At 69.4% G+C, this 15,297-nt stretch carries 15 protein-coding genes; 6 read left to right on the top strand and 9 right to left on the bottom strand.

Annotated elements, in window-relative coordinates; translation table 11 throughout:
• Window position 1: 1 nt before the first annotated feature.
• Together HNQ08_RS16130 and HNQ08_RS16125 are read right to left on the bottom strand one after the other, a co-directional pair.
• Window positions 2-2,767 (bottom strand): hypothetical protein, encoded by a 2,766-nt coding sequence (locus HNQ08_RS16130; protein ID WP_184134293.1) that lies wholly within the window; start codon window positions 2,765-2,767, stop codon window positions 2-4.
• An 87-nt stretch (window positions 2,768-2,854) separates the two neighbouring features.
• A complete protein-coding gene (locus tag HNQ08_RS16125; protein WP_184134290.1) occupies window positions 2,855-3,253 on the bottom strand; it encodes a Fur family transcriptional regulator in 399 nt (132 codons plus the stop codon).
• Between the two features lie 120 nt (window positions 3,254-3,373).
• Between HNQ08_RS16125 and HNQ08_RS16120 the strand changes: the two genes are divergently transcribed.
• From HNQ08_RS16120 to HNQ08_RS16095, 6 genes are all read left to right on the top strand, one after another.
• Window positions 3,374-4,330 (top strand): biotin--[acetyl-CoA-carboxylase] ligase, encoded by a 957-nt coding sequence (locus HNQ08_RS16120; protein WP_184134288.1) that lies wholly within the window; start codon window positions 3,374-3,376, stop codon window positions 4,328-4,330.
• Between the two features lie 55 nt (window positions 4,331-4,385).
• Window positions 4,386-4,964, top strand: a complete 579-nt coding sequence (locus HNQ08_RS16115) for a biotin transporter BioY (protein ID WP_184134285.1) — start codon at window positions 4,386-4,388, stop codon at window positions 4,962-4,964.
• Between the two features lie 123 nt (window positions 4,965-5,087).
• Window positions 5,088-6,077 (top strand): carbohydrate kinase family protein, encoded by a 990-nt coding sequence (locus tag HNQ08_RS16110; protein ID WP_184134283.1) that lies wholly within the window; start codon window positions 5,088-5,090, stop codon window positions 6,075-6,077.
• Window positions 6,074-7,105 carry an endolytic transglycosylase MltG gene (gene mltG, locus HNQ08_RS16105; RefSeq protein ID WP_184134281.1) on the top strand — a complete coding sequence of 344 codons (1,032 nt, stop codon included), beginning with the start codon at window positions 6,074-6,076 and terminating at the stop codon, window positions 7,103-7,105. Before HNQ08_RS16110 ends, mltG begins: the two co-directional genes overlap by 4 nt.
• 91 nt (window positions 7,106-7,196) lie before the next feature.
• Window positions 7,197-7,397 carry a hypothetical protein gene (locus tag HNQ08_RS16100; RefSeq protein ID WP_184134279.1) on the top strand — a complete coding sequence of 67 codons (201 nt, stop codon included), beginning with the start codon at window positions 7,197-7,199 and terminating at the stop codon, window positions 7,395-7,397.
• Window positions 7,394-8,134 (top strand): DUF421 domain-containing protein, encoded by a 741-nt coding sequence (locus HNQ08_RS16095; protein ID WP_184134277.1) that lies wholly within the window; start codon window positions 7,394-7,396, stop codon window positions 8,132-8,134. Before HNQ08_RS16100 ends, HNQ08_RS16095 begins: the two co-directional genes overlap by 4 nt.
• 188 nt (window positions 8,135-8,322) lie before the next feature.
• Here HNQ08_RS16095 and HNQ08_RS16090 read toward each other — a convergent pair whose 3' ends face one another.
• The 7 genes from HNQ08_RS16090 to HNQ08_RS16060 form a co-directional block, all read right to left on the bottom strand.
• Window positions 8,323-9,474: a cytochrome P450 gene (locus HNQ08_RS16090; protein WP_221284236.1), complete on the bottom strand. Its 1,152-nt coding sequence runs from the start codon at window positions 9,472-9,474 to the stop codon at window positions 8,323-8,325.
• A gap of 98 nt (window positions 9,475-9,572) precedes the next feature.
• The gene (locus HNQ08_RS16085; protein WP_184134275.1) at window positions 9,573-10,247 is read right to left on the bottom strand and encodes a hypothetical protein; all 675 of its coding nucleotides are present in this window, start codon (window positions 10,245-10,247) and stop codon (window positions 9,573-9,575) included.
• A gap of 46 nt (window positions 10,248-10,293) precedes the next feature.
• Window positions 10,294-11,733, bottom strand: coding sequence for a phytoene desaturase family protein (locus HNQ08_RS16080; RefSeq protein ID WP_184134273.1), 1,440 nt, complete (start codon window positions 11,731-11,733; stop codon window positions 10,294-10,296).
• 93 nt (window positions 11,734-11,826) lie between these two features.
• Window positions 11,827-12,561, bottom strand: coding sequence for a hypothetical protein (locus HNQ08_RS16075; protein ID WP_184134271.1), 735 nt, complete (start codon window positions 12,559-12,561; stop codon window positions 11,827-11,829).
• Between the two features lie 57 nt (window positions 12,562-12,618).
• A complete protein-coding gene (locus HNQ08_RS16070) occupies window positions 12,619-13,716 on the bottom strand; it encodes a glycosyltransferase family 2 protein (protein ID WP_229790225.1) in 1,098 nt (365 codons plus the stop codon).
• Window positions 13,713-14,369 carry a lysophospholipid acyltransferase family protein gene (locus HNQ08_RS16065; protein ID WP_342355703.1) on the bottom strand — a complete coding sequence of 219 codons (657 nt, stop codon included), beginning with the start codon at window positions 14,367-14,369 and terminating at the stop codon, window positions 13,713-13,715. The genes HNQ08_RS16070 and HNQ08_RS16065 overlap by 4 nt, the downstream gene beginning before the upstream one ends.
• Window positions 14,362-15,297, bottom strand: a complete 936-nt coding sequence (locus HNQ08_RS16060; protein ID WP_184134268.1) for a carotenoid biosynthesis protein — start codon at window positions 15,295-15,297, stop codon at window positions 14,362-14,364. The genes HNQ08_RS16065 and HNQ08_RS16060 overlap by 8 nt, the downstream gene beginning before the upstream one ends.

Genomic DNA, 15,297 nt, shown 5'->3' with positions numbered 1-15,297 from the left:
CTCAATCGTTGGAAGGGACAGGAGCCGCCGGGCGGGGGGCCAGGATCGCCACGGCCAGCAGGCTCAGGCCGGTGACCAGCACGGCGATTCCAAGTCCTGCCGATGCGTTGGGAAAGGAGGCGGCGTCCAGCAGCGCGCCCTTGACTCCGGCCCCGGCGATCAATGCCAGTCCGGCGGTCCACAGCGCTCTGGCCCCCGTTCCGCCTGACCGGTGGGCCCGAACCGCGGCCTCCAGGCCCACCGCCAGCAACGCCAGGCTGGACGCCACCAGCCACGGCTGGAAGCCTGCGGCCTGTGGGCTGAGCCAAACGCCCAGGGCCAGCGGAACCAGCAGCGCCCAGCCGCCCAGCCACAGCGCAAGGGTGACCGGCGGGTGCGCCCCTGCCTCTGGCGGGAGGCCTCCAAATGGACGGCTCAGGCGGCCCATCACCTTCAGGCCGGGCGCCGTGCGGGTCAACCACCACACGGCGGCCAGGACCACGCCGCCCGGCGCGGCCACCTGGACGCGGCCCAGTTCCGCTCCGGCGCCGCCCGGCCAGCCCGCCAGGGTCAGGCTCAGCAGGATCAGGCCGCCCAGGCCCAGCAACGTGTCCATGCGGCTCCAGCCCAGGGTCAATCTCAAGGGGGAAGTGAGGAGGGCCAGCAGCGCCAGTGAGCCCGGCAGGCCCAGCATGGGCCACCAGTGCAGCCCGGTGCGGGCCAGGGCCAGGGCCAGCACGGTCAGAGCCGTTCCCTCAGCCAGCAGACGCGGGGGGGCAGTGGCAAAAGTGCCTGGCGTGGCCCGCAGCAGGCCGGCGCCCGCCAGCAGGGCCGACATGAACCCCAGGCTCAGCGGACGTGACGACATGGAGCCGCCCACATTGAAGAGCAGCAGGAGGCTGCCCAGGGTCAGCAGCGGCGCAGCCGTCCAGAACGGAACCGTGTTGCCTCCTTCATGTGCCGCGTGTGTCCACAACACTGCCCCTGCCAGCACTACCCCCCCGGCCAGCACAGCCGCCCCAGCGGGCAGCAGCGCCACCGCCAGCACAGCGCTGCACAGGCCCGCCAGCAGTGTCGGAGACCAGCGGCGGCCAGGGTGAGCAGGGAACTGTGGCTGGCCCGGCTCCGCCGCCCTGACCGCTCTGGCAGGCGGCGGGGCCGTAGCCCAGCTGTCTTGGCCCAGCCGCCACGCGGCCAGCAGGCCCAGTGCGGCGGGTACCGCCCCCATCAGCGCCGTGCGGAGGACATCCGGCGAGGCCAGCAGGTTTGTGCCCAGCGCGAGGCTCACCGTCCCCCAGGCTCCCCACAGCGCCGTGACCCCCAAGCCCAGCGCACCTGTCCGCAGCCAGAAGCGGCTGCGTCCTGACAGGCCTACCAGCACCAGCGCCGACGTCACCCCGGCCAGGGCCAGGGCTTCCGTGCGCGGTCCCAGCACGCTCAGGGCCAGCGCCCCGGCCACCCCCGCCGCGCCCGCTGTCAGGCTGCCCGCCACTGTGTTTGCCAGCGGTGAGTCCTGAGTATTCCGTCGCGTCCAGGCCACATGCGTCGCCATCACCAGCGCAGCCAGGATAATTAGGGCCAGGGCCCCTGTCGGGAGCCAGCCGCTGTTGAAGGCCGCCCCCACTGCCGCCGCCACCAGCACCTGTGGGGCCAGTATCGCCCAGGCCGCCCCCAGGGTCACGCCGTCGGGACGGTCATCTTGAAAATCTCCATCCAGCCCCTGCCGCCGCCGGGTGAGCAACGCCAGCGGGACGGACAGGGCCAGCAGGCTGAAGGCCAGCCACGGCAACAGGGCCAGCGGACCGCCCGTGAGCTGGAAGGTCATCCGTGCCAGCCCAGCTGTCCCAGACCACAAGCCGTCCTGTGCATGGCTGGCCGAGGCCACGACCCAGCCCAGTGGCACGGCGCCCGCCGCACCCAGCGTCAGCGCCAACGCCGCGCGGCGGGAAGCGGGGGCATCTGGCCCAGCCGGGTCGCCCTGTTCATCGGCCGGGGTTGCGTGCTGCTCCGCGCGGCCCTGCCACACCGCCACCGCGGCCAGCAACAACGCCGCGCCCGCCGCGGGGATGGACCAGCGCCCCAGATCGTCGGTGAGCATCCAGGTGCTCAGGGCTGAGCCGCCCACTGCCAGCGCGCCCAGCAGCAGCGCGCGGCGGCGCAGGGCATCTTGCAGCAGGGCCGCACTGAGCCCCAGCAAGCCAAGCATCACTGCGCCGGGCCCCCAATCGCCCGGTAACTGGGGCGACAGGCTGCCCACGCCCAGCGCCGTCACGCCGTAGCCCAGCCCACGCAGCGCTCCCGATACCGGCCACGGCACCCAGCGCGCATTGAAGTACAGCAGACCCCCGAAGGCGAACACTGCCAGCAGCAGGGTCCACGCCGGAGCGCCCAGCGCCCGTAGCGTGAAGGCCAGCCCGCCCAACACCAGCACCCCGCCGATCAGGCTGATGCGTGCCCGACTGAACTGCGGCCCCCACAGCGACGGCCCGCGTGGTCTGGGTAGCGCCTCTGGCGGCGCAGAGATTGAGGATGCGGACTGAGCTTCCGGCCACTGGGGCGGGTGGTGGGGCTGGCGCATCCCAGAGGCCGTTTCCAGTGCGGAAGCTGTGTCGGGGGCTGACGTCTGGAGGGACAGGCCCGTCCCCGGAGGCTGCCGCGCCGCCTGTAGTTCGGTTTCCAGCACTTCGAGCCGCTGCGCCAGGCTCCTGACCTGCTGCTGCGACTTCCCCGCGCGGGACAGGGCCACGAACGACACGATCAGGGCCAGAAAGGCCAGCAGTTCGAACATGCTCTACCTTACGCGCCCTACTGGGCCGCACCGGTTGATCTGGGAGCGGGTCCAAAACAGTGGGTGCCTGAACGGAAGTTTGCCGCGCTAGCCGGCTGCTTCAGGCTGGCACTGCGGGCAGAGGCCGATAAACTCCAGCCGCACATCGATCACCTGAAATCCGGCGGGCAGGGCGGCGGCAGAAAGCTGAGGCAGCTCGCCTGCCTCCACGTCGAAAATCGCGCCGCAGTCCCGGCAGACGGCGTGGTGGTGATCCTCGCCGGCACGCTTGTAGTCGTAGCGGGTGGCCTGTCCGGCGCGTTCCAGCGTGACCACCACGCCATCGTGGACTAGCGTGTCCAGCGTGCGGTACACCGTTCCCAGACTCACGCTGGGTAGGCTCTGGCGCACCTGCGCGTGAATCCACGCCGCGTCCGGGTGGGACCGCGCCGCCCGCAGCACCTCGATCACCGCTGCCCGCTGCTTGGTCTGCCGCACCATCGTCATGAACTCAGTCTAGCAAAGGCAATGCGGGTGAAAATGGGAGGTGGGGCGCGGTGCCCTGTCGCCGCGCAGGGGCCGCCCCCTTGCTTTTCGTTCACCCAAACCCGTAGAACACTGAACGAGATGTCCCCTCCGTCGAACCCTGGCCGCCTGCTGTCCCTGCTGACCGACACTCCCCAGTCCGGGGAAGTGCTGGCCGGGCCGCTGGGCCTGGGCCGTGTCACAGTCAATACCCTGGCCCACCGACTGCTGGAGGACGGTGTTCCCTTGCAAATTACCCGCGCCGGGTACGCCCTGACTCCGGGCACCCCTGCGCCACAACTGGTGCGCCGGGACGGAGTCCTGGGCGCAGCCATGCGTTACCTGGGCACCGTGGGCAGCACGCAGGACACGGTCCGCGCCTGGGCCGACGACGCCATGGACCCCGCTCCACACGGCGCGGTGGTGGTGGCCGAGCGGCAGACGGGCGGGCGCGGGCGGCGTGGGCGGGCCTGGACCCCCACCCCTGGAGCCCTGACCTTCAGCGTGCTGCTGCGCGGTGCAGGGGACGCGGGCGAGGCCCCCCTGACCCTGCCCGAACTGGCACTGATGCCGCTGGCGGCGGGCGTGGCGGTGGCGGCGGCCTGCGGCGTCGGCGGACTGAAGTGGCCCAACGACCTGCTGGCCCCGGACGGGCGCAAACTGGCCGGCATTCTGCTGGAGGCGGACCTGCGCGGCGAGGAAGCGCGGCGCGCGGTCCTGGGCATCGGCCTGAACGTCTCCGGCGCTCCAGCGGGGGCGGCCCATCTGAACGAGCTGCGCCCCGAAGTGAGTCGCGCAGAGGTGTTGGGAGACATCCTCTCTCAACTGGAGCGCTGGCTGCGGGCCCCCCCCGCCGAGATTCTGGAGGCATGGGCGGGGGCGAGTGTCACCCTGGGCCGCCCTGTGCGCGTTCAGACCTCGCGCGGCCCACTGGAAGGTGTGGCCGAGCGGTTAGACGCGGGCGGCAGCCTGATCGTCCGGACCCTGGACGGCACGCACACCGTCAGCGCCGGAGACGTCGAGCTGATCGGCACACTGGACGGTGGACCGGCCCCGTGAGGCTCGACGTTCACTGTTTCCAATCCCACGCCCCACGCCTCTCAAGGAGAATCCCATGACCCAGCTCACCCATCCCACCCTGGCCCGTACCCTGGCCCCCGCTCCCAGCCTGACCCGGGACCTGCTGCTCGTCGTGGGCGGCGCGGCATTGATCGCGCTGCTGGCGCAGGCCGAATTGCCCCTCAAGCCCGTCCCCGTCACCCTGCAAACGCTAGGTGTGCTGCTCGTCGGCGCGGCGCTGGGCTGGAAACGGGCCTTCGCGGCACTGGCGCTGTATCTGGCAGCGGGCGCGGTGGGCCTGCCGGTGTTCGCAGGGGGCGTCGGCAGCGTCGCCAAGTTTGCTGGCCCCACGGGGGGCTTTCTGCTGGCCTTTCCCTTCGCCGCCGCGCTGGTGGGCTTTCTGGTGGAACGCTTTGCGCTGGACCGCCGTCCCCTGGGCACAGTGCTGGCGATGCTGGCGGGCAGCGCCGTGATCTACGCGCTGGGCCTGCTGTGGCTGGGGCTGGTCACCGGCCTGAGCGGCCAGCCCCTGCTGAGCGCGGGCCTGCTGCCCTTCCTGGCCGGCGACGCGCTGAAGTTGGGACTGGCCGCGCTGCTGCTGCCGGGTGCTTGGGCGCTGGCGGGACGCCGCTAGATCCCTGGGGCGGACTGCCCGGCTTGCAGGTGCGTCACCAGAGGGCTTTTTGCCCTGGTGACGCACCTTATTTTGCTGCCGGGAACCCTGCCTCATCCCGCCGCGCTATGCTGCGCCGCAGTCATGACTGAACGTAAAACCCTGGTGTCGCTGGGCGACCTGAACTGGGACGTGCTCGCCAAGCCCGATACCATGCTGCTGTCGGGCGGCGACACCACCGGACGACTGGAGCTGTCGGGCGGCGGCAGCGCGGCCAATCTGGCCGTGTGGGCGCGGCGGTGCGGGTTTCCCTCGACCTTCGTGGGCAAGATTGGGCGCGACCGCTTCGGCGAACTGGCCACCGCCGAGCTTCAGGCCGAGGGCGTGCAGACCGAACTGATCCTCAGCACCGAGCATCCCACCGGGGTGGTGCTGGCCTTGATTGACCGCCGGGGCCAGCGGGCCATGCTGACCGGGCAGGGCGCGGACTGGGAGCTGCTGCCGGACGAACTGCCAGGGGTAGTGCTGCGCGGCGCGGGACACCTGCACCTGACCGCCTGGAGCCTGTTCCGTGATCCGCCGCGCGCGGCGGCGCTGGCGGCGGCCATGCTGTCCAAATCCTCCAGAATCGGCGAGGGCAACGCCACCCTGAGCCTGGACCCTGGCAGCTTTCAGATGATCCAGCAGATGGGCCGCGAGAACTTTCTGGACATCGTGGACCGTGTGCCCTTCGACGTGCTGTTCCCCAACGACGACGAAGCCCGCGCCATGAGCGGCTGCGTGCATTCCGGCGACGCCCTGAGCTGGCTGCGGGAGCGTTACCCGCACGCGCTGGTGGTGCTGAAAATGGACGCGGACGGCGCGCTCATTGAGGGTCCGGACCAGCCCCGCGTGGCGGTGGCCGCCACCCCCGACAGCCTGACCGACGCCACCGGGGCCGGGGACGCCTTCGGCGGCGCGTTTCTGGCGGGCTGGCTGACCCACCGCGATGCGGAACGGGCCGCGCAACTGGCCGTGGAGGTGGGCGGCTGGGTGGTGTCCCGTTTCGGGGCCAGACCCCCGGCCGACGCCGAACTGCTGACCCGGCTGGCACGCCATCCGCTGCAAGGCGCCGTGGTAGAGGCGAGCCTGTGAGCCGGTTGCGTGGACGCGGCGCCCCGGTCTGGGTCAGGGTCCTGCTGATCCTGCTGGTGCTGCTGCTACTCGCTGCCCTGGGCGCGTTCTTGTATGTCCGCAACCTGACCGCTCCCGCTGGGGGCGCCCCATACACGTTGGAGGTCAAACCCGGCGACACCTTGGGAGCGGTGGCCCGTGAGTTGCAGGACAAGGGGATCGTCAAGAGCGCTGACGCCCTGCGTTTCGTGATGCGCCAGAACGGAACGGCGGGCAGCCTCAAGGAAGGGCTGTACGATCTGAACGGTTCCCTGAGCGTGCAGGCGGTGGCCGACAAACTGGCGGGTCCGGCGCGGATTCCGGTGGTTAACGTGAACGTCCCGGAGGGCAAGCGCATTCAGGACATTCCGGCCATCTTCGAGAAGGCAGGTTTCGACGGCGCGGCCATCCTGACGTTCCTGAAAGACCCCAGCCTGAGCAAGTACGCTGCTGGCAAGCAGAAAAACCTGGAAGGCTTTGTCTTTCCCGCCACCTACGAGTTCCGGCCCAAGGAGACCCCCCGCAAGATCGTGGAGACGATGGTCTCGCGCATGAACGACGAATTCACGCCGGAGCGTGTTGCCAGGGCAAAAGCGCTGGACCTGAGTGTGCGTGACTGGGTGATTCTGGCCAGCATGGTGCAGGCCGAGGCAGCTAACGATCTGGAAATGCCTATCGTGGCCGGGGTGTTCCTCAACCGCCTGAAAGACGGCATCGCGCTGGGCAGCGATCCCACGGTGGCCTACGGGCTGGGCAAGGACCTGCCGGAACTGGACCGCTCGGCGGGCGATTTCACCACGGACACGCCCTATAGCACCTACACTCGCATGGGCCTGCCCGCCGGGCCGATCAACAACCCCGGTGAGGCCGCGCTGCAAAGCGTCCTGAACGCCAATCGCAAGCTGGCCGACGGACGCGACGCCCTGTATTTTCTGCACGCGGCGAACGGCAAGATCTACGTGAACCACACCTACGCTGAGCATCTGCGGGACAACGAACAGTACCGGTAAGGGGTCTGAGGGGCGGAACGGGGACGCGGTTCAGGTGTGTCCCTAGATCGTCGGCGGGTAAGGCTCGTTGCGACGCCTACACTCTGAACGTATGCCCTCTTCCGAATGGCTCAGGCACCGCAACGCGTTGTGGCAGCGCCTGCGTGAACTTTCCGCAGGGGACGGTGTGCCCGACACCCCGGAATTCGAGAGTGCGCTGCGCGAACTCGCTGAAAAGATCGGCTGGGACCGTCAGCGGGTGCTGGCCGGGCTGGGCCTGAAGGCCGCGCCAGATCCGAAGGAACGTCCTTGAGTGGCCCGCCAGTGGTTCCCTTCGACTGGCACCGCATCTGGCTGGGTGACGCGCCGCCGCTGTTCCTGCTGGAAATCGTCTTCCGCACCGCCGTGATCTTCGTCTGGTTGCTGCTGCTGCTGCGCCTGACCGGCAAACGTGGGCTGGCCCAGCTCAGTGCGCTGGAGCTGGTGATTGTCATCGCGCTGGGCTCGGCGGCGGGCGATCCGCTGTTCTATCCCGAAGTCCCGCTGCTGCACGCCATGCTGGCACTGGCGCTGGTGGTGGGCTTTCAACGGGCGCTGGCCGGGCTGGTGGTCCGCTCCGAGCGGGTGGAGACCTTCATGGAGGGCCAGCCGGTGGAGCTGGTTCGCGACGGCGTATTCAGCGTGGCCGCGCTGGAGCAGGCCAACCTGAGCCGGGAGGATCTGTTTGAGAAACTGCGGTCTCACACGGTGATGCAACTGGGCGAGGTCCGCCGTGCCTACTTCGAGCAGGACGGTGGCCTGACCGTCTTCAGACACGACACGGCCCCCCCGCCCGGTCTTCCCGTGGTGCCGCCGTGGGACCTGGAGCCGCCCACCGTGCTGAACCCGGACCTGCCTCAGCACGGGTTTGTGGCCTGCCTGGACTGCGGGCGGGTGCGGCAGGTCAGTGGTCTGCTGGACGGCTGCACCTGTGGTGGACTGGACGGGTGGACAGCGGCGACTACCGATCCCTTGGCAGGACCGGGGCGCTCAGCCCGGCATGATGTCTGATGACAATTCCGCTGACGGACGGGGCACAGGGGAACTCGCTCTGGACCTCGGTGCGGCACGGTTCGGTTTCGGGCTTCTAAGCGTTGAGGTTGCAGCGTGGCGCCCAGCAGGACGGAGCCACGGCCGGGCTTCTTTCATCCGTGACTACTGACCAGGAGCCGATCGACAGACTAAGACTTAACGACAGACTACGACTGCCGGGCCACCACCAGCGGCCCCCTTGGCCCCAGCGTGATGCCCGGCACTGGGGTGTCGTCGCCGCTGAACGCCCGCAATGGGGGCAGGGCCGAGAGCACGTCCAGAATCAGCATCTGCGCCAGGTGCATGCCCAGGCACAGACGTTCGCCCCCGCCGAAGGGCAGATAGGCCCATGCGGGCGGCTTGCGCTCCCAGCGTTGGGGTCTGAATTCCTGTGGATCGTCCCACAGCTGCGGGTCACGGGCGGACAGGTACGGGGCGTACAGCGCCAGCGTGCCGCGCGGCAACCGTATGCCGTTCCAGTCCAGCTCGCGGCTCAGTCGGCGGCTGCCCATCCAGCCTGGCGGGTGCAGGCGCAGGGTTTCCTTGAGGACGGCCGAATGGTGTTCGGGCGTGTGCCACTGCGGGTGGTTTGCCAGATGCCAGACCGCGTAGGCCAGCGCGTGTGTGGTGGTGTCGTGCGCGGCGGCCAGACTGACCCGCGCCTCCTCCAGCCCACCGGGCACGGGTGCGAGGACCGCCAGCAGATCGTCACCGCCCTGGGTCAGCCTGCGGGTGGCCAGGCGGCGCAGTTCGGCGTCCACCCGCACGAACAGCAGCGGGCGCGGCAGGGCCGGAACCGGAAAGGGCCGCCGCAGCGGGGCCAGAAAAGAATGCAGCAGTTGTGAATCGAACTCGCCGCCAAAATAAGCCGCGTTCAACAACCGCAGCACCGCGCTGTCGGCCCAGGCCAGGGCGTCGAATTCGCCGTCTGGAATAGGGGGCAGGGCGGCCTGGGTGCGCGCACGCAGCGTTTCCAGGTGCTTTTTGCCAAAGCTCGGATTGATGGTCTGGCGCCGCCGTCGGTGTAGCGGCGCGTCCGTGAGGATCACCCCGCCTGCCAGGTACGGCACCACCGCCGAGAAACCGCCCGCACTGCGAAAAGTGTCCAGGTCGCCTAGCAGCCGACGGTTCCACGCCGGACTGAAGCCGACAACGGCAGGGATTCCCAGTCTCAACCGGAACAGGTCCATCTCCGCCGCCCGCGCCCGCCGCGCGCCGTCCTCGATCAGGGGCAGCGGCGACAGTGCCCAGTCCTGCAGGTGGCCGTTGCCGGGGCGGGTGGGGGGCTGGGGCAGAGTAGAGAGATCAGAAGCAATCAATTCCCAGGCAGGATAACCGGAGTCTGATTCTCCGGCAGGTGCCAGTCGTACCGTGTCCTGAAGGTGCCACAATTGTCGCGGCGGCTCAGGATCAGAAACTACCCATCAGCCTGGTTGGCATAGCCGGGGAAATCATCGATCAGGGAGCCGCAGCCCGGTCTGGGCGGCACGGTGAAGGTCTTGGGCTGGATCTTCATGCTGGCGCTGTCCCAGAGCAGCACGTCAAGCGCCGTTCCATTCAGGTCCCCATCGCCGGGAGAATCGGCCAGTAGGAGGAAGCTGGGGCCTCGTCGGGCCAGCGGCACACCGCTCACCTCGTCCCTTATCTGGCCGGTAGCTATATCCAGCGCCGTCGTTCCCTGCGCCAGATAGGCCCCGCCTGTCGCCGTATGGGACCACCACACCGTATCTCCGACCACACCCCAGCCGCGCCGCACGTCCTTCGCCCTGGTGTCCACATTGGGAGCCTCAGTGTTCATGGAGAGGGCGGCCCACAACGTCTGGCCCGTTTTCAGGTTCAGGGACATGATTCCCCCAGCCAGAGAAAAGTGGTCAAGAACGGTGATGTTCAGCAGCGCCCGGTCTGTTACCAACAGGACGTCGTTAATTTCAGCCACCGGAAGTGAGCGCCGCCACAGCAGCCGCCCTCTCTGATCTGTCAGGGCGACGGCAGTCTGGAAGGTGGTCAGGACACCACGCTCGGTCTGAAAGCGCTGAACCTGCGCCTGAGCCTGACAGGCCAGGGCCAACGCACCGATAATCAGCGGACGCATGACCCAGCCTAAGAATGGGCAGCGGCTCAGGCGTCATCCAAACGCGCTATTTCCACGTTTCTCCCACCCCTGGTACGTCCAGGCCGCCCAGCGCGTCGTAGGGCAGGCCCAGCAGCCCTCCGGCGCCGTTCCAGCCGCTCAGCATGCTCAGGGGCACGCCGCCGCCGGGATGCACCGTGCCGCCCACCTGCACCAGATTACGGGCATGCGGCAGCGTCCAGCCGGGGCGTAGGCTGCCGGTCAGGCCGTGCGGGGCGCGTCCGTACAGTGCGCCGCCCTGCGAGACGCGGGCGTAGTCGGCGGGGCTGAGTGGCAGCCATTCCTCGATCTCCAGTGGAAAACGGTCCTGCAAGAGCCCCAGCAGCAACTGCCCGTAGGCACGCGGATCGTCTTCCAGTTCCGGCTTTGGGGGCGCGTTGACCAGCAGGAAAGCGCGCGGGCCGTCCAGATGCAGGTACAGCGTCGGATCGCGCGGCAGCCGTCCGGCGCGGATGTCCTGCCACTCGCGGGCGTACTGGGCGGGCCAGAAGATGTGGTGGGCGCGGCCCCGGTCCTCCTTGAGGCGCAGTTGCAGGGCGAAGCCGCTCACGCCGCGCGGCGCAGGCGCTTCATTCAGGCCCAGCCAGCCCAGCGTCAGGGCGCGGTCCGCCGCACTCACCCAGGCGTCGGCCGCGAAGGCTCCGCCGTCGGTGTGGGCGCCCAGCACACGCCCACCGTGAACGATAAGCTGCCGCACGCGCGTGCCGTACTCGAAGCGCACGCCCAGGTCCAGCGCTTTCTCGTACAGCCGCTCGGCCAGCTTCAGCAGCCCGCCCTGCAGGTGCCACACGCCGTAGCCCAGTTCCACCCACGCGATGTTGTGCAGCACGGCGGGGGCACGGTAGGGATCTGCCCCCAGATACGTGGCGAAGCGCAGCCAGAAGGGGGTCATGAACGGCCCCGAACGCACGTAGCGGGCCAGCGTCGTGCCCGGCGCGGCCCGCACTCCCCGCGTCAGGGCGTAGCGGGCCAGCTGGGCACGCCCCGGCGGAGGCGCAAACAGGAAGGTGGGCGCAGCGTCCAGGTACATCTGGCGCGAGGCGGCCAGCAACTGTGCGTAACGTCTGCCCTCGGCCCTGGAGAGCTGTGCCAGCGTCGGCTCCAATCCCCCCGCCACGTGCACTGCCTCCGGGGCGAAGGTACGCCCCTCGCCGGGTCTGGCAGCGTGAGCGTGGTAGGTGGTGGTGGGGCGTGAGGCCTCCAACCCGGGTGCGGGCAGCGACAGACGCGCGTGCAGCGCACGGAAGACCTGCGGCATGGTGACGACGGTGGGCCCACTGGAAAAGTCCTCGTAGCCCAGTGCGGCCTTGCCACCGGGCCGTTCCAGCGCGTCCAGCACGGTCACCTGCGCCCCAGCCTGGGCCAGCCGCAATGCCGCCGCCAGGCCCGCGAAGCCCGCACCGATCACCGCAACGTGTCTGGGGTTATGTCTGGAGGTGTGTCTCAACCCCGCGCTTCCCTGTCGGCACTGCCGTTGATCCCCCGAATGTCCATCGCCTGAAGATAGTACGGACGGGGTGAAGGGGCCGTCACTTTGCTTCTACTTCTGAGCTGTTCCGCTGGCATCCTTCCCCGGCACGCTGATGGAGTAGGCCAGCAGTTCCTCGCGGCTCAGCACGCGCCCGCTCCTGAGCACGCTCAGGCTGCCGCCCGGCTGGGCAGAGTTGCCGACTTCTAGGACGTACCGGTAACCCGCGTTGTTCCAGACGTAGCGCTCACGCCCCGCCGCCCCTGTGTGGGTGCCGCCCGTGAGCTGGATGCCCGGCGTGCCGTCGCGGTTGCGGCTGGCATAGGTGACCGTCCTGCCCGTCTCCCAGACTATGGCCGTGTGCTTCGCGGTGGCGGCCAGCACAGTGGCCTGCGGCACGTAGCGGCACCGGAAGCGGCCTGCCGGAACGACGTACTCGTTGATGTGCGTCATGCGGTACCGGGGATCGGCGGTGTTCTCGATGTTGCTGCTGTGGATGAAGAAGCGTGGGCTCGGACCCGGCGTTTGCCCGACGGGGGTCAGCGGTGTGTAGACCTGGCCCGCGCCGGGATCGGGACGGCCCAGTTGCCAGTTCTGGATGGTCAACTGCCCGCCCACCCACTGTGCCAGCTTCACGGCGGTGCCAGAGCCGCCTGGAGCCGTGACCGCCAGCACCCGCCCCGGCGTATCACACCAGGCGCTGACTGGTACCCAGCCGCCGACATTCGCGTAAGAGGTTTCCTGCCAGCCGGTCTGTGCGCCCGCGCTGCCCATCAGGGCCAGCATCATAAGAACCTTGCGTCTCATGCCCTCAGCCTCCGCCCGTAAGCTGAGGCGCTTCTGATGGCCGGGGCCAATCAAGAGCTAATCCTTCGGCGCTTCGCCCTGCGGGTAGGTTCGTCCCTTCCAGACCACCCGGCGCCGCGCGGCCCGGACGTATACCGGCAGCGCCAGCAGCGGGGTGATCGGCCCCAGCAGCCCCTCGAGCAGATCGGCGGGTTTGCGGCGGCCCGCGATCAGGGCCACGGCGCTGCGTTCGACCACTCCGACCACACGCAGCGTCCGCGCCCCCGGCACGTTGACCAGCCACGGCAGCGTGTACACCGCCAGATGGGCCGCCGCACTGAGCAGCAGCAGGGGGCGCGAATGCAGATGAATGGGCAGCACGTTCTTGGAAAACCCGCGCACCGAGTCGGGATAAGAGCGGTACATCCGCACGCCGATGGCTCCGCGCCCCAGCGCCGAGGCCACCCGGCCTCCCCGGGCTTTCAGGCGGCGGGCGAGTTGCGTGTCCTCCAGCAGTTCCCGGCGCACTAGGGCGTAGCCCCCTGCCTGCTCCAGCGCCTGCCTGCGGAAGGCCATCACCTGTCCGTTGGCAATGCTGGCAGCGGCCTGGGGCAGCGTGATCACTGTGTACGGAAAGTACGACAGCACGGCGGCGTCGACCAGCGGCGTCAGCAGCCGCTCGCCAGGGGTGCGGTTGCTCTGAAGCGGCTGCACGCTCAGCAGGTCGGCCTGGCTGCGCTCCAGCTCATGCAGGACCGCTCCCAGCGCGCCCGCGTGCCAGGTCACGTCCGCGTCGGTGAAGATCAGGATGTCGCCGGAGGCCAGCACTGAGAGTTGCTGACAGGCCCACGGCTTGCCGAACCAGCCGGGGGGCACAGGCTGGCCCCGGACCACCTGCGCGCCCAGACCACCTGCAATTTCGCCTGTACCGTCGGTGCTGCCGTCGTCCAGCACGATCACCTCTTCTGCGCCCTGGGCCAGCACGCCGGGAAGGGTCAGTGGCAGATTGGCCGCCTCGTCACGGGCCGGAATCAGGATGGACACGCGCGGGCCGCCGTCTGGCCGAGCTTGCGGGCGCAGGCGCGGAAAATGCACGGCGTTGATCAGCAGCACCGCCGCCTTGCCCGCCAGCCACGCGAAGGCGAAGGTGTGGTACGCGCGGGCGGCGGGCTTCACCGGTCTCCCGTGATCAACGTCAGGAGGCGCGCCGGCCAGTCCACCTCTGCCGTTCCACTCGTGCGCCCCGCCATCACCCGCAGGTAGCCGGCCAAGGGCTGTTCCGGGTCGCTGGAGGCCAGCTCGGCATCCAGCACGGCCAATTCATGAGCCAGCGCTCCGGGCAGTTGCGTGGTGACCTTCCCGATTCGCAGGTACGCTTCCGGCCACTGCCCGCCGCGGACCACCACGCGCAGGGCGATGGGAACCAGGGGCACCCCCGCCGTCCGCGCGATCCAGGCCGCGCCGGGATGGAGGGCTGTCGGCGCTCCGGCGGGTTGCACGGCTCCCTCTGGGAAAATGACCATCCATGCGCCGCCTTGCACGCTCCGGACGGCCTCCCGCATCTGCCCTACCTCTAGCGCGCCCATGCGGCGCAGGAAGGGAAAGCGCCCCAGTTGCCGCGCCGTCATCAGCACCCGGAAGTCTGCGCCCGCCCACCATGCGACCTCGCGCAGCACGTAGCCGTCCCACCAGGAATGGTGGTTGGGAGCTAGTACCGCGCCGCCCACGGGCAGCGAGCCGCGCAGCCACACGCCACCCAGCCCGGTTCGCAGGCTGCGGCGAATGTTGAGCTTGAGCATCGGCGTAGCCCAGGGGGCGCGGTCAGGCACGTCGTCCCCTCACTGCCCGCGCCAGCCCCAGGCCCAGGAGCATCGCCAGCAGGGTGACGGCCGCCTCCCGGTACCGCCCCACCAGCACCAGCCCGCCTGGCAGGAAAAAAGCCTCGATAGGGTAGGCGACGGCGAAGTTCAGTCTGGGACCTCCCTGCCGTGCCCCTAGGATTCCCGGCCCGACGCGCGTGATGACCCACGAGATCCCGCTGCCCACCGCCCACCAACCCAGGAAATTCTGAAGGGGTGCGCCCGCCCACAGCGGGTTCGGATCACTCCACAGCCAGTAGCGCTGGGCCGTCATCAGAGGCTCTAAGCCCACGTCCCACAACGCCAGCAGCAGTCCGGCCAGCCAGGCCCGTCCGCCGGACAGCAGCAGCCCGGAAAGGGTCAGGGCGAACCAGCCCAGCGGCACCATCAGCGGCACGCCCAGGATCAGGGGCTCGGGGGCGGTGGCGTAGGAGTACACGCCGAAGGGAAAGCCGGTGCGACTGCCCAGCACTTCGGCGCTCAGGCCCAGGCCACAGGCCAGCCCGGCCATCAGCCAGGAGCGGCCCCAGCCCACGTGCTCGGCGGCATAGAGCAGCGCGCCCACAAACAGCGCAGCCGTGCTTGCCAGGCCCAACACCCCGAAGCCCTGCGGCCACAGCGGCACAGGCACATGCAGGAGAGCGTAGAGGGCAATGAGCCACATCCATGGGGGCGTTTCGGAGATCAGCCTGCGGGTCCGGTCCTGAAGCGTTCTGGAGAAATCGCCCCCCAGGACATCACCTGCCAGCGCCAGCACCCCGGAGAGCGGCAGGCCGAGGGCGATCAGCGCCCAGCCCGCGCCTTGATCCGCCATCACCAGCAGCGCTCCCGCAAAGGCCACGCCCAGCGCGGCGAAGGCGAGGCCGGAGCGCAGAAGGGTGGGGGAGAGGCGGGTCAT

Source organism: Deinococcus humi (assembly GCF_014201875.1).
GTDB classification, from domain to species: Bacteria; Deinococcota; Deinococci; order Deinococcales; family Deinococcaceae; genus Deinococcus; species Deinococcus humi.
The sequence above is the reverse complement of the archived record's forward strand: the minus strand, read 5'-3'. Positions and strand labels throughout refer to the sequence as shown.